Origin of the sequence: Paraburkholderia diazotrophica (assembly GCF_900108945.1) — a bacterium.
GTDB lineage: Bacteria > Pseudomonadota > Gammaproteobacteria > Burkholderiales > Burkholderiaceae > Paraburkholderia > Paraburkholderia diazotrophica.
On record NZ_FNYE01000010.1, the window covers coordinates 192,978 to 213,608 of the forward strand.

The 20,631-nt window shown below is 63.4% G+C and carries 18 protein-coding genes; 12 read left to right on the forward strand and 6 right to left on the reverse strand.

Annotation, left to right across the window (positions count from 1 at the left end; translation table 11 throughout):
- The first annotated feature begins 15 nt into the window (after nt 1-15).
- The 4 genes from BMW76_RS15610 (at nt 16) to BMW76_RS15625 (ending at nt 4,343) form a co-directional block, all read left to right on the forward strand.
- The gene (locus tag BMW76_RS15610) at nt 16-972 is read left to right on the forward strand and encodes a hypothetical protein (protein WP_090866533.1); all 957 of its coding nucleotides are present in this window, start codon (nt 16-18) and stop codon (nt 970-972) included.
- A complete protein-coding gene (locus BMW76_RS15615; protein ID WP_090866478.1) occupies nt 965-1,600 on the forward strand; it encodes a gluconate 2-dehydrogenase subunit 3 family protein in 636 nt (211 codons plus the stop codon). Before BMW76_RS15610 ends, BMW76_RS15615 begins: the two co-directional genes overlap by 8 nt.
- Nucleotides 1,590-3,233: a GMC family oxidoreductase gene (locus tag BMW76_RS15620; protein ID WP_090866480.1), complete on the forward strand. Its 1,644-nt coding sequence runs from the start codon at nt 1,590-1,592 to the stop codon at nt 3,231-3,233. Before BMW76_RS15615 ends, BMW76_RS15620 begins: the two co-directional genes overlap by 11 nt.
- 108 nt (nt 3,234-3,341) lie before the next feature.
- Nucleotides 3,342-4,343, forward strand: coding sequence for an SDR family oxidoreductase (locus BMW76_RS15625; protein WP_090866482.1), 1,002 nt, complete (start codon nt 3,342-3,344; stop codon nt 4,341-4,343).
- A gap of 31 nt (nt 4,344-4,374) precedes the next feature.
- On the opposite strand, the gene BMW76_RS15630 is transcribed toward BMW76_RS15625, so the two are convergent.
- The 4 genes from BMW76_RS15630 to BMW76_RS40350 all read right to left on the reverse strand — a co-directional run bounded on the left by BMW76_RS15630 (nt 4,375) and on the right by BMW76_RS40350 (nt 8,967).
- The gene (locus BMW76_RS15630) at nt 4,375-5,685 is read right to left on the reverse strand and encodes an NRAMP family divalent metal transporter (RefSeq protein WP_245763243.1); all 1,311 of its coding nucleotides are present in this window, start codon (nt 5,683-5,685) and stop codon (nt 4,375-4,377) included.
- 17 nt (nt 5,686-5,702) lie between these two features.
- Nucleotides 5,703-7,469, reverse strand: coding sequence for a SulP family inorganic anion transporter (locus BMW76_RS15635; protein WP_090866484.1), 1,767 nt, complete (start codon nt 7,467-7,469; stop codon nt 5,703-5,705).
- Nucleotides 7,470-7,604: 135 nt separating this feature from the next.
- A complete protein-coding gene (locus BMW76_RS15640) occupies nt 7,605-8,561 on the reverse strand; it encodes an NADP-dependent oxidoreductase (RefSeq protein WP_218162536.1) in 957 nt (318 codons plus the stop codon).
- A gap of 118 nt (nt 8,562-8,679) precedes the next feature.
- Nucleotides 8,680-8,967 (reverse strand): hypothetical protein, encoded by a 288-nt coding sequence (locus BMW76_RS40350; RefSeq protein ID WP_143062268.1) that lies wholly within the window; start codon nt 8,965-8,967, stop codon nt 8,680-8,682.
- Between BMW76_RS40350 and BMW76_RS15645 the strand changes: the two genes are divergently transcribed.
- The 3 genes from BMW76_RS15645 (at nt 8,966) to BMW76_RS15655 (ending at nt 11,223) form a co-directional block, all read left to right on the forward strand.
- Nucleotides 8,966-9,559, forward strand: a complete 594-nt coding sequence (locus BMW76_RS15645; RefSeq protein ID WP_090866538.1) for a ParB-like protein — start codon at nt 8,966-8,968, stop codon at nt 9,557-9,559. The genes BMW76_RS40350 and BMW76_RS15645 overlap by 2 nt on opposite strands.
- A 60-nt stretch (nt 9,560-9,619) precedes the next feature.
- Entirely contained in the window at nt 9,620-10,117 is a 498-nt protein-coding gene (locus BMW76_RS15650; RefSeq protein WP_090866486.1) for a DUF421 domain-containing protein, read from the forward strand.
- A 320-nt stretch (nt 10,118-10,437) separates the two neighbouring features.
- On the forward strand, nt 10,438-11,223 hold the full coding sequence (locus BMW76_RS15655; protein ID WP_090866488.1) for an SDR family oxidoreductase: 786 nt from the start codon (nt 10,438-10,440) through the stop codon (nt 11,221-11,223).
- Between the two features lie 177 nt (nt 11,224-11,400).
- Here BMW76_RS15655 and BMW76_RS15660 read toward each other — a convergent pair whose 3' ends face one another.
- Nucleotides 11,401-11,895, reverse strand: coding sequence for a hypothetical protein (locus tag BMW76_RS15660; RefSeq protein WP_090866490.1), 495 nt, complete (start codon nt 11,893-11,895; stop codon nt 11,401-11,403).
- A gap of 165 nt (nt 11,896-12,060) precedes the next feature.
- On the reverse strand, nt 12,061-13,695 hold the full coding sequence (locus BMW76_RS15665; RefSeq protein ID WP_090866492.1) for a mechanosensitive ion channel family protein: 1,635 nt from the start codon (nt 13,693-13,695) through the stop codon (nt 12,061-12,063).
- Between the two features lie 492 nt (nt 13,696-14,187).
- Here BMW76_RS15665 and BMW76_RS15670 point away from each other — a divergent pair, with 492 nt between their 5' ends.
- The 5 genes from BMW76_RS15670 to BMW76_RS15690 all read left to right on the forward strand — a co-directional run bounded on the left by BMW76_RS15670 (nt 14,188) and on the right by BMW76_RS15690 (nt 20,592).
- Nucleotides 14,188-15,921 (forward strand): alpha-galactosidase, encoded by a 1,734-nt coding sequence (locus BMW76_RS15670; protein ID WP_245763244.1) that lies wholly within the window; start codon nt 14,188-14,190, stop codon nt 15,919-15,921.
- 116 nt (nt 15,922-16,037) lie between these two features.
- Nucleotides 16,038-16,925 carry a LysR family transcriptional regulator gene (locus tag BMW76_RS15675; RefSeq protein WP_090866494.1) on the forward strand — a complete coding sequence of 296 codons (888 nt, stop codon included), beginning with the start codon at nt 16,038-16,040 and terminating at the stop codon, nt 16,923-16,925.
- 378 nt (nt 16,926-17,303) lie between these two features.
- On the forward strand, nt 17,304-18,506 hold the full coding sequence (locus BMW76_RS15680) for a CaiB/BaiF CoA transferase family protein (protein WP_090866497.1): 1,203 nt from the start codon (nt 17,304-17,306) through the stop codon (nt 18,504-18,506).
- Nucleotides 18,503-19,267, forward strand: a complete 765-nt coding sequence (locus BMW76_RS15685) for an enoyl-CoA hydratase (RefSeq protein ID WP_090866499.1) — start codon at nt 18,503-18,505, stop codon at nt 19,265-19,267. The genes BMW76_RS15680 and BMW76_RS15685 overlap by 4 nt, the downstream gene beginning before the upstream one ends.
- Nucleotides 19,268-19,293: 26 nt before the next feature.
- Nucleotides 19,294-20,592, forward strand: coding sequence for an MFS transporter (locus BMW76_RS15690; protein WP_090866501.1), 1,299 nt, complete (start codon nt 19,294-19,296; stop codon nt 20,590-20,592).
- The last annotated feature ends 39 nt before the right edge of the window (nt 20,593-20,631 follow it).

Here is a 20,631-nt window from a genome sequence, read left to right on the forward strand (position 1 = left end):
AACGATCTGACCACGATGACAAGAACTGCGTTATATGTGCTCGGCGTGCTCTGCGCTGCCTCCGGTGTCGCCGCGCTCGCAACGAAAACGAACAGCGCGCCCGCGCGGCAACGAGCCCGTCTTGCAAACGCACCGGCTAGTGCGACGGGCACGGCATCGCGCGCTCACATCGATGCCGCGCGCGGTTTCAATCACGGTTCCGCGTTGCTCGCTTTTTCCGCGCTCGCCGACAGCGCGGTCGAGCACTATCGCGGATCGTTCGACAACCCGGCCATGTATACGCCGCTCGTGTCCGCGACCTGCGCGCTGATCGCCGGACTGCACGGCGGCGCGGACCGCACCGAGGCCGCGCATTCGATCCGCCACGCGGTGTATGTCACGGCAGCGGTGGCAGGCGTCGCCGGGACGGCATTTCATCTCTACAACGTCACGAAGCGGCCGGGCGGCTTCAGCTGGCACAACCTGTTCTATGGCGCTCCGCTGGGCGCGCCGATGTCGCTGCTGCTGTCCGGCGCGCTCGGGGCAGTCGGCGAGCGTTTGCGCAACGAACCCGCTGTCGATCCGCGTCTGTTCGGCATGCCTGCCGGCAAGGCGCTCGCGCTCGCGGCCAGTATCGGATTAGCGGGCACGGTTGCCGAAGTCGGCCTGCTGCATTTTCGCGGCGCGTTCCAGCACCGCGCGATGTATGCGCCCGTCACCGTGCCGCCGCTCGCCGCTGCGATGCTCGCGAACGCCGCGCTATCCGCGCCACGGCAGCACTGGCTCACGCGAATCTGGTTGCGCGTGACGGCCGTGCTCGGTGTGGTCGGCACGCTGTTCCATGCACGGGGTATCGCTCGCAGCCAGGGCGGCTGGCGCAACTGGTCGCAGAACATTCTGGGCGGGCCGCCCTTGCCCGCGCCGCCCAGCTTCACCGCGCTCGCGCTGGCAGGACTTGCCGCCTTGCGCATGAGGGAGACAGAAAATGAATGACGCCACGCCTCTACCCGATTACACCGGCTATGACGTGCTCGACAAACGCGACACGCCATCGTGGGACGACGCGTCGCGCGCAGTCATCGGCGATCGCATCGCGACGGCCGATGAGCCCGCGTGGTGCAATCGCGAGCAGTGGCGTACGCTGCGCGCGCTGTGCGCGATCATCGTCCCGCAGCCGGAGAACCGGCCACCCGTGCCGCTTGCCGCGCTCGTCGATCGCAAGATCGCGACGGGCAAGAGCGACGGCTATCGCCGTGCCGGTCTGCCTGCGTTGCAGGAAGCATGGCGAATCGGTCTCGCGGCACTCGACGACGAAAGCGTTCACCGACACGGCGCCGCCTTCGCCGACCTCGACGAGCGCACATGCATCGCTCTCGTTCAGGCGATGGAGCATGGAACGCTGACACGCGACACATGGCGCAACATGTCGTCGAAGCTGTTTTTCACGCAGCGCGTGCTGCTCGATATCTGCACGACCTACTATTCGCATCCATCGGCGTGGAGCACGATCGGATTCGGCGGGCCAGCGAATCCGCGCGGCTACGTGCGCATGTACTTCAATCGTCGCGATCCGTGGGAAGGCAAAGAAGTGCCGCCCGAGGAGAGACAGCGTGCTCGATGATGCGCTTCGCGATCCGCGCGGCAAGCACGGCCGCGCGCCGGATGTCTTCACGCCTGGCGGATGGCTGCCGATGCGCGAGTATCCGCTGCACGAGGAAGTCGATTTCGCGATTGTCGGCACGGGCGCGGGTGGCGGAACGCTGGCCTGCCGGCTCGCGGAGAAAGGCTTCAAGGTGGTCGCACTCGACGCGGGCGCGTGGTGGAGACCGCTCGAAGAATTCGCCTCCGACGAAACGCATCAGTCGAAGCTGTACTGGACCGACGAGCGCATCGTCGATGGCGACGATCCGCTCGTGCTCGGCGCGAACAATAGCGGCAAGGCCATTGGCGGAAGCACCGTGCACTTCGCGATGGTGTCGCTGCGATTCAGGCCCGAATGGTTCCGCTCGCGCTCGTTGCTCGGCTACGGCGCGGACTGGCCGCTCGACTGGCGTGAGATGTGGCGCTACTACACGTACGTCGAAGATGCGCTGAAGATTTCCGGGCCCGTGCGTTATCCGTGGGGACCGAAGCGGCCGCGTTATCCGTATCGCGCGCACGAAATGAATGCGGCCGCGCTGGTGCTCGCGCGCGGCGCAGACGCGCTCGGCATCGGCTGGAGCCCGACGCCGCTCGCGACGATATCGGCGCCGCGCGGCAAGGCGCATCCGTGCGTCTATCGCGGCTTCTGCGTATCGGGCTGCGCGACGAATGCGAAACAGAGCGCGCTCGTCACGTGGATTCCGCGCGCAGTGCATGCGGGCGCCGAGATTCGCGACCTCGCGATGGTCGGCCGCATCGACGTGAATCCGGCGGGACGCGCAACGGGCGTCGAATATCTGCGCGAAGGACGATGGCAGTTTCAGCGCGCGCGTCATGTCGTCGTGGCCGGGTATGCGATCGAAACGCCGCGTCTGCTGCTGATGTCGGCCAACGACCGCTATCCCGACGGCCTCGCGAACAGCTCGGGGCTCGTCGGCAAGAATCTGATGGTGCAGTCGAATCAGGCCGTGTGGGGCGTGCTGGACGACGAGATACGCTGGTACAAGGGGCCGCCGTCGCTTGCGATCACCGAGCACTGGAACTACACGGACAAGGGCAAGGACTTCTTCGGCGGCTATGCGTACATGAGCCAGGGGCCGCTGCCCGTCGTGTGGGCACAGACGCAGATTGGCCGCGGCCTGTGGGGACAGACGCTGCTCGACGAGATGCAGATGTACAACCATCAGGCGGGCCTCAAGATCGTCGGCGAGACGATGCCTCAGGAGCGCAACCGCGTCACGCTCGCCGACGAGAAAGACCAGTACGGTCTGCCCATCGCGCGCGTCACATGGAGCTACTGCGATAACGACCGGCGGCTGATCGCGCATTCGCTCCGGTTCATGACGCAGGCGCTCGAAGCGGCAGGCGCGAAACGCGTCTGGGCGCAGCACGACGATACGTGTCATCTGAACGGAACGGCGCGCATGGGCGACGATCCGGCGACGAGCGTCGTCAATGCCGACTGCCGCAGCTGGGACATTCCGAACCTGTGGATCTGCGACGGCTCGGTGTTTCCGACCGTCGGCGGCGTCAACCCGTCGCTGACGATTCAGGCGATCGCCTGCCGCACGGCCGACAGGATCGAGGCGCTCGCGTCGCGCGGCGAGCTATAGGCATGCACCGAGGGCACGCACCGAGGGCATGCACCGAGGGCACACACCGAGGCATGCACACCGAGGCATGCGCATCGGGCAATATCGAACAGCAAGGAGGGATTCATCGTGGGCGGCATCCGCAAACCCCGAACGGTCGTGATCACAGGCGCAACGGCGGGCGTGGGACGCGCGGCCGCACTTGAATTTGCGCGGCACGGCGCCGACATCGCGCTGATCGCCCGCGATGCGGATGCGCTGCACGACACGGCGCAGGAAGTCCGCGCGGCCGGCGTGCGCGTCGTGTCGATCAAGGCGGACGTGAGCGACGCCGACGCGGTCGATGCAGCGGCGGCATCGATCGAAGCGCGTCTCGGGCCGATCGACGTGTGGGTGAACAACGCGATGGTCACGGCATTCGCGCCCGTCGATGCGCTGCCGCATCGGGATTTCGCGCGCATCACCGATGTGACGTACCACGGCTTCGTGTGGGGAACGATGGCCGCGCTAAAGCGGATGATCCAGCGCGACGATGGCATGATCGTGCAGGTCGGCTCCGCACTCGCGTATCGTTCGATCCCGCTGCAATCCGCGTACTGCGGCGCAAAGCACGCGATACGCGGGTTCACCGATGCGCTGCGCTGCGAGCTGCATCATCGCAAGAGCCGCGTTCATGTGACGATGGTGCAGATGCCGGCGCTCAACACGCCGCAGTTCGACTGGGCCGAGAACAGGATGCCGCATGCGCCGCGGCCCGTCGCGCCCATCTTTCAACCGGAAGTCGCGGCGCGCGCAATCTACTGGGCCGCCACGCATCGACGCCGCGAAGTGTGGGTCGGCGCTTCGTCGATCAAGGCGATTCTCGCGAACCGATGGGTGCCGGGCTGGCTCGACCGCTATCTCGGACGCAGGGGCGTCGATGCGCAGCAGGATGCACGCTTCGCCGTTGAAGGGCAACCGTCGAATCTGTGGAAGCCCGTCACCGGCCTGCATCGTGTGCGAGGGCGCTTCGATGCGCAAGCGTCGTCCTCGAGTGCGGCTTTGTGGCTCGACACGCATCGCGGACTCGCGGCGCTTGGCGCCGCTGCGATTGCCGCGCTCTGCGTTGGCGCGATCCGGCGACGGATGTGATCGTGCCATCGAGCGGCATGAACGCTCGATGTCAGTCCAGCCATTCGAGCACGAACAGCGAGACCAGCGCGGCGCCCGCGCAAACGGTCGCCAGCCAGCACAGACATCGCAGAACCCAGTGCGCGCTCAGATCGCCGACAGCCGAATGCTTCGTGCTCAGCAGAACGAGCATGAACATCACGGGCATCGCTGTCGATCCGTTCACGAGCGCGCCCCAGTACAAAATGCGCAGCGGCTCGACCTGCGCGCACACCATCGACACGCCGAGCGCGCCGCCGAGCAGCATCACGGCGACCAATGCGAGCGCGACCCGACGGTTGGAGAGCGCGGCGTCCTCGTTCTCCTTCTCGAACACGCCAGCCGCCGCGTGCGCCGCCGAACCCGCGAGCGGCGGCAGCGCAATCAGCGCCGTGCCGATGAGCGCCAGCGCAAGCACCTGCGACGCATACCCATGTACGACGGGCTCCAGCACACGCGCGGCGTCGCGCATGTGCTGCATGTCGTGCCCATACGCGTAGAGCGTTGCGGCCGTCGCCGCCATGATCACGAATCCCACCGCGTTCGAATACGCTGTTCTGATCAGCGTGTCCTTGCGCACCTTGCGAAACTGCGCGTCGAGCTTGTGCCTGTACTCGTCCGATTGCTTGCGTTCGGGATCGAGCCGCATTTCTTCGGCCTGCTGCGTCGCCTGCGAAAAAAGCAGGTACGGGCTGATGGTGGTGCCGAGTATCGCCATCAGCATCGAGAAGTAGTGTTCCGTCCAGTGCAGATGCGGCACCAGTGATCCAATCAATACGCTGTGCCACGATACCTGCGCGACGATCATCACACCGGCGTACGCGAAAAGCGTGAGCGTCAGCCACTTCAAGAACTTCGCATAGCGCGGGTACGGCACGGTGAATTGCAGCACGATGGAAAGCACCGTCGATAAAGCCGCGAACACGGGCACGGAGCCGTCCCACAAGAAGTTCGCCGCGACGCCCATCGCGACCGCGTCGGCGGCAATGTTGAAGACGTTCGCGATCAGAAACCGTGCAACGGCGAGATAGAAAAAGATGCGCGGATAGTGCTCGCGCATGTTGCTCGTCAAGCCCTTGCCCGTCAGCGACGCGATCCGCGATGCGACGAGCTGAAACGCGACCATCGACGGGTAGGACAGTACGCACAGCCACAGCATCTCGTAGCCGAACTGCGCGCCCGCAAGCGAGTAGGTCGCGATGCCGCTAGGATCGTTGTCGCTCGCCGTCGACGCGAGCCCCGGTCCCAGGTCCGCCGCCCACGAGCGAGTGGGCGTCTCGTTGGGGCCTTTGGCGTTCTGCTTGCGTCGCGTGGTTGTCGACATGGTCCACTCGACGCGTGCTACGCGTCCTCCCAGTCACGCCACTTCACATCGTGTGTTTGCAGATAGCCGCTGACAGCCGCCCCAATGGTCGGAAACACATAGTCCTCGCCGATCATGTCGAACATCTCGTATCGCTTGAGGCTGTCCTTCACGGGTCCCTTCATCTCCGCAAAACACAGCGTGATGTTCCGCTCCGCGAGTTCCGCGTGCAAGGTCTGAAGCACTTCGGCGGCTGTCAGATCGATATCGGTGACGGGCTCGGCGGCAATGACGATCCAGCGCACCTGAGTCGGCGATTCGTCGATCGCGCGCAGCGCGTGCTCGCGAAAGATCTCGCTATTGGCGAAGAACAGCGGCGCGTCCCAGCGCAACAGCACGAGCCCTGGAATGCGCCGCGCTTCCGGATGTCGCGACACATCGTGATACCCCTTTCTGCCGTCGACGCGACCGAGCACCGCATCGTAAGGACGCCACGCGCGCCATAAAAAAGACAGGACGCTCAGCAGCAGCGCGAGCGCAATGCCATTGACGACGCCAACCACCGCGACGCCCACGAAGCACACAAAGGCCTGCACGAACTCGCTCTTGCGCAGACGGTACAGACGGATCATGCCGCGAACCTCGATCATCCCCAGACACGCGGCGATCACGACGGCGGCCAGCGCGGACTGCGGCGTATCCTTCAGCGCGCGCGGCGCGAATACGAGCAGCGCGGCCACGACACCCGCCGCGACGACGCCCGTCAATTGTGTCTTGGCGCCCGCTGCCTCGGCTACCGGCGTGCGCGAACCGCTGGCGCTCACTGCAAACCCCTGAAAAAAACCGGCAGCGATGTTCGACAGGCCGAGCGCAACGCACTCCTGGTTGCGATCGACCTTTGTTTCGTCGCGCACTTCATAGGTGCGCGACAGAACGCTGACGTCAGTGAGCGACACGAGCGCAATCGCAGCGGCGCTGCTCGCGAGACGCCACCATTCGTCGAGCGGCAACATCGGCAGACGCGGCACGGGCAAGCCGTGAGCAATCGTGCCGACCACGGCCACGCCCGCGCGCTGCGCCGAATCCATCAGCATCACGGCGAGTGTCGCGCCCGCTACCGCGATCAGCACGGCAGGCACCTTCGGCCAGAATCGCTTGAGCACGAGGATCAGCACGAGCGCAGCGGCGCCTAGCGCGAGCGACATCAGGTTTACTTTCGATGCGGCAATGCCGCCCGTCAGATCGCGTATCTGCTCGAAGAACGACTCGCCGTTTCCCTTGAAGCCCAGCAGCTTAGGCAGTTGACCGACGATGATCGTCAGCATCACGCCGTCGAGAAAGCCATAGCGGATCGGCAGCGATAACAGCTCGGTGACGAAGCCGAGCTTGAGCATACCGACGACGACGCACGCCGCGCCCGCGACGATCGCGAGCGCGGCTGCGGCAGCGAGCGCATGATTTGCGTCGCCGTGAGCCAGCGGCATCACGCTCGCCGCGATGAGCGCGACAAGCGCCGAGTCGGGACCGAGCACGAGAATGCGGCTGGGGCCGAACACCGCATAAGCGAGCAGCGCCGCAAACGATGCATACAGTCCATTCACGGCCGGCACGCCGGCGACTTCGGCGTAGGCCATCCCTGCCGGAACGAGCACCGCGCTCAGCGTGACGCCCGCCACGATGTCGTGCGGCAGCCAGCGGGCCTCGTAGCTGCGCGCGACGGCGAGTCCGTTGATCCAATGCATCGGACCGTGTGGCTGGGCACGCGCCGCGTCTTTCGCGTGACGGTGATCGATTCTGCTGTTCATTGCGGTGTGTTTTCCGCACGCCCTGATGACTACCCTGGCGTTTGAATCAGCAAAAACGATTCCAGATGATTGCAGTGATCGACCGCTTCAGTCGGGGCTGAATCAGCCGTAAAGCAGCCGTAAATCAACCTTCACTCAGCCGGCAATCGTCGCATCAATCACGATCTTTCCGTGTACGTGGCCGCGTTGCAGATGCGCGAGCGCGGCGCTCAGTTCATCGAACGGATACTTCGCCGAAACGACGACGCGCACGGCCCCGTCGTCGATCAATTCGCCGATTCGCGCGAGCGTCTTGCCGTCGGGATGCGCGGTGTAGCGCAACGCCTCTGCGCCGCGTTCGCCCGCCTTCACCTGCGACGGCTCGTTGAGCGTCGACACGATGCGGCCGCCCTTGCGTATCACGTTCCACGATCGTTCCTGCGTCTGCCCGCCGACCAGGTCGTACACGAGATCGACGTCACAGACGGCATCTTCGAACTTCTGCGTCTTGTAGTCGATCACGTGATCGACACCGAGCGAACGGACGAATTCGACGCCGTCCCCTGACGCCGTCGCAAAGACCTTCGCGCTCGTGAGCCTCGCGAACTGGACAGCGAAATGCCCGACGCCGCCCGAGCCCGCATGAATCAGTACGCGCTCTTCGGCTTCGAGCATCCCGTGTTCGTAGAGCCCCTGCCACGCTGTCAATGCGGCAAGCGGAACGGCGGACGCCAACGGGAAGTCGAGCGTATTGGGCTTTCTCGCGAGCGCGTGCTGATTCACGAGCACGTAGTCGGCGAATGCGCCCGGTCCCTGGCCGACGAACGCGTACACCTCCTGCCCCGGCTTCCATCCGCTGACACCCTCGCCGACGCGCGCGACGACGCCCGCGAAATCGCGGCCCGGCGTGAATGGCAACGCTTCCTCGCGTATCGGCGGATAGCGGCCTTCGCGCGTCTTGATATCGACGGGATTGACGCTCGCCGCAAGCACCTTGACGAGCACCTCGTCGCGTCCGGGCTGCGGCACGGAAACCGGCTCGCGTTCCAGCACTTCGGGGCCGCCGAAGCGGTGGATGCGGTACGCGCGCATGTTGTCGGGCACATCGGACATGGCTCTTTCTCCCTTGGATGTCTGCGTTTCAAGATTTGACTGCGCTGCCTGTCGATCGCCATGTGCTGCGCCTTCATCCAGAGCCGGCCAAAGTCGAAGGCGAGCTGGCCTTTCTTCATCAGCTATGGGTTGCGGTGACTTTCACCAGAACGTCGGTAGGCTTTTCGATCCGCGAATCGTGCATGTCCTCGACGACGACTTTTCCTGGGCCCTCGTACACGGCTGCTTTCATTCGACACTCCCGTTCGAGATTGAAGATCTGGCTCACGCCATTCGCATCGTTCGCCATATGGCCACGCTGTTTTCGAGCATCCGTTGTTCCCATCGGGCCGTGCGCGTGGTAAGGGCATCGGCACAGGCACGGGCACAAATCCTGCACCGCGAAGGCGGGAGGGATGGACAGCATGGAGAAACTGGAAATCGAGCGCCTGCGTCCGACGCAGATGACGCACGGCGAGCGCCAGATCGAACAGAAAGCCGCTGTGTACAAATCATTGAGCGGTCACGATCTGGACATGGCGATCGCCGAAAAGCCCGTACCCGTCGTATACGGACCAGGCGGCTCGCCGTATGCAATCGATCACCATCACGTCGCCGCCGCGTTGTGGCGGGTCGGTATCCGCATGGTGCCGTTCGTCCTCGTCAGCGATCTGTCGTCACTGACGCAAGCTGAGTTCTGGCTGACGCTGGAAAACAACGCGTGGACTTATCCCTATGACCCGGACGGCCGGCGCGTCTCCTTCGCGCAAATGCCTGTGCATGTATGGGAAGCCGCCGACGACGAATTCCGCAGCCTTGCCGCTGTCGTGCGCAATGCGGGCGGCTATGACAAAACATCGGTGCCGCTCGGAGAATTCAGATGGGCCAATCTGTTTCGAGGCGCGCTTCCTCATCCCGATAGCGATGAGGCATTCGACGCGCTGGTCGTAAGAGCCGTCGAACTCGCGAAGTCGACAGCCGCAATGGGACTGCCGGGATATATCGGACAGCAGGCATAGGCTAGCCGATGGCTGATCGGGCTGGTCGCGTCGGGCCGCCATGCAGGAAAGGAAAGCAAAATGGATGTGCTGATTGCAGTATTCGGCGAGGGCAGAGACCTGAACGCGCTTCAGACCGCGATGCGGGCGATCGTCGTATTCTTCGCGGCGCTGCTTTTTATCCGCATTTCCGGCCGACGTTCGTTCGGCCAGCGCTCTCCGTTCGATTATGTCGTGGCCATTCTGCTTGGCGCGACGTTGAGCCGCGTGATCGTCGGTGCGTCGCCCGTCGTTCCGACTCTGACCGCGTCGCTCGTGATCGTTCTGATCCATCGCGCGCTTGCATGGGTTTGCGTGCGCTCGCGATGGCTCGAATCGCTCGCGGTCGGCAGCGAACGCGAGGTCTATCGCGAAGGCCGCTTCGACGCGCGGCAGATGTCGGCGGCGCTCATCACGAAGACGGATATCTTCGAGGCCGCGCGGCAGTCGTTTCACTCGCCCGATCTCGACGACGTGCAGGCCGCCATTCTTGAACGCAACGGCGAGGTCAGCCTCATTCGCAAACGAACCCGTTCGTGACGCAAAGCGGGTCGGGATGCACATCGGGGACGCACATCGGGAATGCACGTCGAAGCCGCGGCGACGGGAGACAGGCATAGCGCTTGCGCTCTCTGCTGTGGTCAAGGAAAACGGAGGCCGACATGCAACCAGGCGAAACACCCTTGAACCCCGGAGACGAAGGACCGCCCGACGCGCCCGGTGTCGGAGAGGACATATGCAGCGCATGTCGCGGAACAGGCATCGTCGAAGGGCAACGCTGTAGCGTTTGCAACGGCACAGGAAAGGTGCTCCAGGGAATCGGCGGCGGCTAGACGATAGCGCTGGAACGGGAGAATCGGATGGACTTGAAAGACAGGGTCGCGCTCGTGACGGGCGCGGGCTCGGGCATCGGCAAGGCGTGCGCGCTCAAGATGGCGGCCGAAGGCGCACGCGTGATCGCCCATGCACACAAGGAGCAGGAAACGAAGGCGACGGTCGACGAAATCGGCCGTGGCGGCGGCGTCGCATTCGGCATCACGGCGGACCTGCGCGACGACACGGGCTATCGGGCTGCGCTCGAAAAGGGTATCGGCCATTTCGGCGCGCTCGATATCGTCGTCGCGAACGCGGGCATCAACGGTGTGTGGGCGCCCATCGACGAGCTTCAGCCCGACGAATGGGACAACACGCTCAACACCAATCTGCGCGGCACGTATCTGACGCTGCACTACACGGTGCCGCATCTGAAGCGTAGGGGTCGCGGCTCGATCATCATCATTTCGTCGATCAACGGAACGCGCGTCTTCAGTCATGGCGGCGCATCCGCGTACTCGACGACGAAAGGCGGCCTGCTCGCACTCGGGCAAATGACCGCGCTCGAACTCGCGAAGCACAAGATACGCGTGAACGTCGTGTGTCCGGGCAAGATCGAATCGCAGATCGGCGAGAACACGCGCGCGCGTTCCAGCGAAGAGGCGTCGGAACCCGCCGATTATCCGGGCGGAAAAATTCCGCTGACGGGCGGCCAGGCGGGAACGGGCGAAGATATCGCGGAAATGGTGAGCTTTCTTGCGTCGGAGCGTGCGAAGTTCATCACCGGGACGCCCGTATGGATCGACGGAGGCCAGTCATTGCTAGTGGGATAAAGGACGTCTCCTCCATATCTCCTCGGATATGGCTTGAGCCCGCCATGACGGCGGGCTTTTTTTGGGCTCATCGCGAGTGCTCGGGGAAATGATGGTTGTCGGACGGGAGCACTCCTCCGTGCTTCTTGCCGCCAATGGCCAATCCCGAAGCAATCCGCTCATTCGCTCGCGCAGACTTTACTGCGGCGAAGCAGGAGGACCCATCCAGTACTGCTGTTGCCACATCATGTTGTTCATCATTTCCTGTTGCATCCGCAGGTACTGGTCAGTCATGTACTGGCGCTTGCGAAGTTGTTCGGGCGTCAACTGCGAGTAATACCCTCCCATATGCCCCCAGCCGCCCATCATGCCGTGGCCCATCCCGCCATAGCCCATCATCCCGGGTCCCCACATGCCGTGCAGGGTGCTCATCGCATTCTGCATCGTAGCCCCGTGTTGCCGCAGAAGCTTCTGGCGTTCTTGCGGGTCCTGGGTCTTGCGAATCTGATCCATTTGCGCCTGCATGATCTTCATCTGCTCCTGAAACTGAGCCAGATTCTTGTCGAATGTGGCGGTATCCGCACTTTGAGATCTGGAACTGCTTTGCGCGGTCGCGGTGTCTTTGGATGCGGCAACAAGCATCGGCGACGTCAGTGCGGAGCAAAGCGCGATTGCGAACACGAGTTTTTTCACGATGCCTCCCGGGGGCGTGTAGCGCGTGCGAATGACACGAGCTGTCGTTGATTTCAAGCCTACTTCCCGGTCCGAAACCTCCGTTGATGTGTGTCAACGGCTTCTTGCGCAATGGTCAGGTTTGTACCGCGGTGGCGGAAATCTGCGTGGCGTAGCGGTGAGCAGTCAACCTGCTTTCCTTTGATCGGACGATGCCGGTGCCGCATACCATTGCGCGCGCGGTACAACCTTCGGTTCGTCGGGATCGCCCTCGTAGGCAGGCGTCATGATCTGCACTCCGTACTCGTTGAAGACATCGAGAACATGCCGATGCAGGTCCGCATTGATCCGCGCGATCCCATGCGGGTCACGGATATAGACGTTGAGTTCGTAAGTAACCGCAAAGTCCCCCAGCTTGATTAGCAGGATGAACGGCTGCGGCTCCCCGAGCACCCCCGAAGTTCGTTCGGCGGCTACACGCAGCATCGCCTCGACCTGTCGCCATGGGGTCTCGTACCCGATTCCGACCGTGGTATGAAGGATCAATCCCCGCGTCCCCGCCATCGAGCTGAAATTGGTTACGTCGCCGTTCAAGATCTGGGAATTGGGAATCGTGACCTCTTCGTTCTTGATCGTCCGCAGATGCGTCACCTGGAGGCGGACTGCGATCACTTCGCCCGTCACGTCGCCCACCTTCACCCGGTCGCCGACCTTGAACACCCGTCGATAAGTCATCAGGTAGCCGGCAATGAGATTGGAAATCGCTGTCGAGGAGCCGAGAGAGAGCACCAGACCGATGAAGATCGAAATCCCTTTGAACGCGGCCGATTCGGAGCCGGGGATATACGGGTACGCGACGATAAGCGCGAAGGCCAGGATCAAGATCCGGACAAGCTTGTAGGTCGGGAGGGCCCATTCCGGCTCGAATTGGGCGAAGATGACGCGCTTCTGCTCGACCGCATCGAAGAAGTGCCGGACCCGGCGCAGGACGAACTGGGCGAGATAGTAGATGATCCCCAGAATGAGAAGATCCGGGATCGTGGCGCCCACGGATTTCCCCATATGCTCGACCGCGCCTGTGGCGAGTGCGAACAGACCGTTGGAGATGGAGTGGGTCCACGGAAAGAGCGCAAGCACGTAGTGCAAGTAGGCATACGTTGATACAGCGATGGTCGCGACGCCAATCACACGCATCAGGCCATGAAACGCCTTCCAGATAGTCTCGGAACGAAGAATCTCAAAAGACTGAATGCCGATAGCGTGGACACGACTCTTCAGACGTTGCGAAAGCGCTTTGTCCAACCATCGGTTGAGCACGAGCAGAACAGCGATCACCAGCGCTAGAAGGGCCGTGGCTCCGGCACCATACAGCCCCGCCTTGAGCAGAGCGTCGCTTCGACGGGACTGCCGGTATTCGTCGATGGCCCGGCGGATTCGCATCATATTCAACGTGGCGAGATGGTCCCGGCTCGTGTGTTCCAGGCGGGCGTCCGCTTCGCTCACGATCATCAGCGTAGCCTCACCGGCCATGATCATCGTGACGTTCTCCACGATCTCGGCGCTCAGACCGTCGCTCGGGAATGAGGGGTCCGCTGCGACCTTTTCGATTCTTCCCCTGATGGCCTCGGCGCGCTCCGCGGCCGGAAAGGACGAAATCCCCCGGACCCTGAAGAGAAGCTGACCGTCGATCTCGACGGGGGCCGTTTCCAGCGCCGACTCGAGCACGGAAGGCGTTTCCGGTCGCACCTCCTCACTTGCAGCCTGAAGCGGAGCCGCCAGCATCACGAACAGAAACGCGAGGACGGGAGTTCTGACAATCATGGTTCCCTCTCATGTCAAGAAAGCCGTCATCGGGCCGCCGTACAAGGCGTCTGCTCATGGCGGTGCCGGCGCGCGGGCCGGCGCCCGCGCGGCACCCCTCGTCATCTGCGCTCTGCTGCGAGTCGGCAACTGCCAGCAAATGCCCTGTACTGGTAACGTACTTCTGCTCCCTGCCTTTCAGTTGACGTAGGTCAAATTGCACGTTCGACAAGCACCTTGGGACAGAGAGCAATGCGTGCAATCCGGTCGCCAGCTTTGTCGTATCGCAGCACGTAACCTTGTCCTTCATAGAGATATTGTCGAACGGTCGGCGCGCGATGGTCTGTAGCCAGGTAACAGACTGACGCTTGAATGTGGTGCAATCGTATGGGCCATTGACCGCTCCCGGCCGATCGCATCCCAACTACCGCGTGCCCCTGGATATCCGCGAAGAACTTTCTTTGCGCACCTACTATTCAAGCTGGCTTGATGCGGAAGACGGGAGAGAGAGCTATGCCATTGCATTGTGATCGGCGCGTGTTCGTTGTTCTATGGCTCATTTCGAGCCTGTGCGCGTGCGGCCGCGTCACCGACTCCGCGAATGGCGAAGCAGCGTATTCCGCTCACACGCCCGCCGACACCGAACGTGCGACGCAGATACCGGTGCCTCCACCGCCGATGGGTTGGTCATCATGGAACAGCCTCGGCGAAGCCGTGAACCATGACGTCATCAAGGCACAGGCCGACGGCCTCGCCGCGCTGAACGCGCGCATTGCCTCGGGCCATCGATACGAGTATGTGAACATCGACGAAGGCTGGTGGCGCTCGGGACAACGAGACGCAAGCGGCAGCTTTATCGTCGATACGGCGCAATGGCCCGGCGGAATGCAGGCCATTGCTCGATATATCCACGGCAAGGGGCTGAAGGCGGGCATCTATATCGATGCGGGTCCGCGAGGCTGCGGCAAGCGGGCCGATGGTATGCATTTCGTCGGAAGCGATCCGGCTCACTACGATCACGACTTTCTGCAATTTGCCCAATGGGGATTCGACTTCGTCAAGGTCGATTTTTGCGGGGGCGCGGCGAAAGACTACGATCCGGAGAAAACCTATCGTTCCATTGCGCAGTCCATCAACCGGGCTTATTCGCAGACGGGCCATCGCCTCACGTTCAGCCTGTGCGACTGGGGCACGATACCCACCGACAAATCGTTTCCCGACTACAACGAAGGTCCTTGGGCGTGGGGCGCCGGCGTCGGCACGATGTGGCGAACCACGCGCGACATCACACCGGACTTCGATAGCGTCGTCTTCAACCTGGCCGGCAACTATCATCCGGAGGGACAGCATACCGGCTACTACAACGACCCCGACATGATGGTCGCCGGAATGCGGATGTCCGCCCTTCACGATCAGACGCACATCAGCCTCTGGGCGATTTCCGGCGCGCCGATGATCCTCGGCAACGATCTGGCGAAGCCGCTCCCGCCCGACACTGCACGTCTGCTGACGAATCCCGAAGTGCTCGCAATCGATCAGGATGCGCTGGGCCTGCAAGGTCTGCTGGTCGCGCAGTCCGGACGCCTGCAGGTGTGGGCGAAGCTGCTGGCGGGAACGGGGCAGCGAGCGGTCGTCCTCTTCAACAACTCGGCGAAGGCTGCGCCGATGACGGTCACATGGGACTCGCTCGGCCTCGTTCCGTCATCGCAGGCGACGGTGCGGGATGTGTGGGCGGGCAAGGACCTCGGTCGATTTGCGACGTCCTATGCGGCACCCGGCGTGCCCGCCAGAGGCGTCGTCATGCTCACGATAAGCGGCGCGGACCCGTCGCCCGTGACGTGGCAACCGGGTTCGCTCGCCGGCGGTGCCGTCTATGCACGCTGCCCGGCGTGCGCGAGCGGCAAGAGGGTGACGGGCCTCGGCACCGTGAATTTCAGCGGAATGGCATCGGGCGCGCGCGCGGGCTTCATCGAAATCGGCTACGTCAACGACAGTACCCGGACCGCGTTTGCGCAACTGACGATGAACGGCCAACGGCCTACGATGCTCGCCTTCCCTCCCACTCGCAGCGATGGAAGCATGGGCGCCATCACGGTCTATGTGCCGTTTCAAGCAGGACCCAATACGCTTGCGTTGTCGAATGCCGACGCATCCACGCCCGCGCCCGACATCGGTTACGTCGCGACGGTCGGCGGACCGGTGCCGCTTTCGCAAGCCGTTTCGACAGCGCGCCGCGCCGAAAACTGACAGAGGACTGATTGCCAGTCGAGGAACGGTCAGCCCTCAACCCGGCTAGTCACCCGCGTCCCACTGACGGACAATCTCGCTCACCCGCCCTCATTCAATCCGGAGATTCGATCATCGTGAGAGTCGACACGACAACCGTTCGGCTGGTCCTCGCCATCGTGGACGAGGGCAGCATTTCGCGGGCAGCGGACAAGCTGGGGCTCGCAGTGGCGGCCGCATCGCGCCGCGTATCCGATCTGGAGGAGCAGCTCGGTGCAAAGCTGTTTCGCCGTGTGCCGCACGGCGTCGAAGTCACCGAATCGGGCGACAAGCTGCTGCGCTATATCCGCCAGATCGACACGCTCGTCGACCGGCTCGCGGGCGATGCGCAGACGCTCGCTCACGGACTGGAGGGGCGCATCATCATCGGCGCGCCGAAGGCGGTCGTCATCGAATTTCTTGCTCGCGATATCGCGGGCATCCAGCGCAAGTACCCGGGCATCTCGCTGAAAATCGTCGAGGAGAACAGCAAGATCGTCCAGCAGTTGCTGCGCGACAAGGTGATCGACATCGGCATCTACGAAAAGAAGAGCGGCTTTCTGGACCTGCCGCAATTGCCATATCGCGAAGACCGTCTGGTGCTGGTCTACAGCCGGCCGCATTTCCGGTTTCCCGATACGCCCATCGCTATCGACGATCTGTTCGACATTCCCCTCGTCAGTCTCGGCAAAGGCTCGGCGATTCTTTCTGCGGTGCAGCGCGCGTATCGCAGCCGCGGCCGTCATTTCACCAACGATTATTCCGTCAACGGCTTCGACACGATGCTCGCGTTCGTGCGGCACGGTCTCGGCGTCGGCCTGATGCCGCCTGACGTGCTGGACAGCTTTCACCCCGAGCAAACGCTCGCCTGCGCCGAACTGCAAGGCGACTGGCATCAGCGCAGCTATGTGCTTTCGTGCGTCGAAGGGCATGCGCAAGCGCAAACGCTGGAGAACGTCGTCAACGCATTGATCGAGAGGCGGTGATAGGGCGCGTGCCCCATGCCCTGGCCGTAGCTGGGTCATGTACCCATGGCCATACCCGACCACAACTGGCCACACCAGGCCGAAATCGCCCATCGCCTTTCGCGATTCGCGAAACCAGCCATGATTCTTAGATGCTTGCCGCCGTCTCCCGACTGAGTGACAGTTGTAAAAACAACGAGCACCCGGAGACAACACGACGGGCGGCACACTTCGGCTCTTAACACCGAAGCCCCCAGGCGGCCGTCACACACCGCGCCGCATACACACGCCCCGACATTCCGGCAGCCCGCTTCTTGCCGCTGCCGATGCAATTCCATCGATTGCCGCCCCGCCCTTGACGCGCGGCGATCGTTCGCACAACCTTTCAGGAGACTTTACATGGCGCAAACCGACCAATCCGCGCGATCGGCGCAATCCGTACAAGCGCGAGCGTTGCCGCTGCAGGGCATCCGCGTGCTGGATGTCAGCCAGGTGATGGCGGGACCGTTCGCCTGCATGCTGCTCGCCGATCTCGGCGCTGACGTGATCAAGGTCGAGCCGCTCGAAGGCGATCAGACGCGCGGCGCAATGGGCTTCAAGATGAAAGGGCCCGACAGCATGGGCTTTCTGAACATGAACCGCAACAAGCGTTCGCTCGCGCTCGATCTGAAGAGCGACGAAGGCCGCGAGTTCTTCTACAAGCTCGCGAAAACGGCCGACGTCATCGTCGAAAACTACCGGCCCGGCGTCGTGCAGCGTCTGCGGATCGACTACGAGTCGATTCGCGCGATCAATCCGAAGATCGTGTACGCGAGCATCTCCGGCTTCGGTCAGAGCGGGCCGTGGGCGTCGCGTCCGGGCTTCGATCTGATGGCGCAGGCGATGTCGGGCGTGATGAGCGTAACGGGCTACAAGGGCGGCAAGCCCGTGAAGGCGGGCGTGCCCGTCGCCGATATCGGCTGCGCGCTCTTTGCCGTCTATGGCGTGTTGTCGGCTTATATCGGCGCGCAAGCGACGGGCGAGGGACAGCACATCGACGCATCGCTGTTCGACTCGGCGATGGCATTCTCGATCTGGGACATGTCGGACTTCTGGGGCACGGGCGTGCCGCCGGCGCCGCTCGGCACGAGCAACAAGATGAGCGCGCCCTATCAGGCGGTGAAGGCGCGCGACGGTTACTTCGTGATGGGCGCGACCAACCAGAAGCTGTGGACGAAGCTCTGCGAACTGCTCGAACGACCCGACCTCGTCCGGCATTCCGACTATGAAACCGTGTCGCTGCGCCTGAAGAATCGCGAAGCGCTGATCGAAACGCTCGAGCAGTCGTTTGCTCGACGCGACTGCGAGGACTGGATCGAGACGATGCTCGCGGCCGGCATTCCGGCGGGCCCGATCCTCTCCTATCCCGAGGCGTTCGGCAGCGAGCACGCGCAGCATCGCGGCATGTGCATGGAGATCGATCACCCGATCGAAGGCAAGGTGAAGAACATCGGCTTCCCCGTCAAGCTGCTGGGCACGCCGCAACGCGTGCGGCGCCACCCGCCGCTGCTTGGCGAGCACAACGAGGAACTCTTCGCCGAAATCAACGGAGCGCAGCCATGAGCGACGAGGTCAAGTTGAGCATGCCCGACGCGGGCACGGCCGAGATTCTGATCGATCGTCCCGAGCGGCACAACGCGATGACGATTTCGATGTACGAAGCGTTGCTCGCGCTGATCGACCAATGCGAGCGCGATGCAGGCGTGCGCTGCATCCTGATCCGCGGCGCGGGCGGCAAGTCGTTCGTATCGGGCACCGACATCGGCTATTTCAGCGACTTCCGCGATGGACGTCAGGGCGTCGCCTACGAGGCCCTCGTCGAACGCGTGATCGATGCCGTCGAACGCATCCGTGTGCCGACGGTCGCCGTCATCGACGGCTGGGCCGTGGGCGGCGGGCTTGCGCTCGCGACCGCGTGCGATTTTCGCGTGTGCAGCGACGCGTCGAAGTTCGGCGCGCCGATTGCGAAGACGCTGTCGAACACACTGTCGTCGCGCAATATCGCACGGCTTCACGCGGCGTTCGGCGTGCCGCGCGTCAAGAAGATGCTGATGCTCGCCGACTATCTGGGCGCCGACGAAGCGCTCGCATGCGGCTACGTCTACGAAGTCTGCGCCAAGGACGCGCTAAACGCAGCGGCGCGCGCGCTCGCGCGGCGCCTGAGCGCGCTGTCGCAAGTGACGCAGCATGCCGTCAAGGAAAGCCTGCGGCGCATCGTCGTCGAGCAGCGCCTCGACGACGAAGACCTGATCGAGACCGTCTACGGCAGCAGCGCGTTTCGCGATGCCGTCGCCGCATTCACGGCCGGTTCGTCGAAGCGCTAACAGCAGAACCCATAAGAGGAGGAGACATGAAACGAACGCTGCCGAAGGCCACGACCGTGGTTCTGGCAATGCTGTGCCTGATGTACTTCATCACCTACGTCGACCGGGTCAACATCAGCACGGCTGCGGGTCAGTTCAAGAGCGAACTCGGGCTCACGAACACGCAACTTGGACTGATCTTTTCCGCGTTTGCCTATCCGTATGTGATCTTCCAGTTCATCGGCGGATGGGTCAGCGACCGCTTCGGCGCGCGGCGCACACTCATCGCGTGCGCGGCCGTCTGGGCCGTCGCGACGGCGCTCACGGGTCTCGCGGGCGGATTCGTCTCGCTGATCGCCGCGCGCCTGCTGCTGGGGCTCGGCGAAGGCGCGACCTTTCCCGCATCGACAAGCGCAATGGCCGCATGGGTGACGAAGGACAAGCGCGGCATGGCGCAAGGCATCACGCATTCGTGCGCGAGACTCGGCAACGCGATCGCGCCGATGCTGGTGCTCGCACTGATGACGGCGTTCGACTGGCGCTTCTCGTTCTATCTGCTCGGCGCGCTCAGCGCAGGATGGCTCGTGCTGTGGCTTCTCACGTACACGGAACGGCCCGCCGATCATCCGCGCATCACGCGCGAAGAACTGGACATCCTGCCGCCGCCGAAGACGACGCATCCCGCCGATGCGCGCGGCACATGGATGCGGCTCTACCGGCGCATGGCGCCCGTGTCTGCCGTCTACTTCTGCTACAACTGGATTCTGTGGCTGATGCTCGACTGGATGCCGCTCTACTTCATGCACAGCTTCCATCTGAACATCAAGAAGGCTGTCGTGTTCACGTCCGGCGTGTTCATTGCCGGCGTGGTCGGCGATCTGGCGGGCGGTCTCATCAGCGACCGGCTGTTGCGCAAGACGGGCAACGTCAAGCTCGCGCGCAGCTATTTCGTCGCGTCGTGCATGGCGCTGACGGGTCTCTCGCTGGTGCCCGTCGTGCTGCTGCACGATCCCGTGTACTCGCTCGTATTTCTAGGTGCCGCGATGTTCTTCAATGAAATGAACATCGGCCCGATGTGGTCGATCCCGATGGACATCGCCTACGATCGCGCCGGCACGGCGAGCGGGATCATGAGCGGCAACGGCTTCATCGCGGCAATCGTGAGCCCGGTGGTGGCGGGCTATGTCGTCGATCACATCGGCAACTGGAACGTGACCTTCATGCTGTCGATCGGCATCATGATCTGCGGAATCCTGTTGAGCTTCGCGATGAAGCCCGACGTCGCCTTTGCCGAAAGCACACCGGCCGACCGGCCGCGCGGCATCGCAGAGCCGTCGGCTTTCTGAGCGTCGGGAAAATTAACGCACCGTGCGCTTCGCAACTGC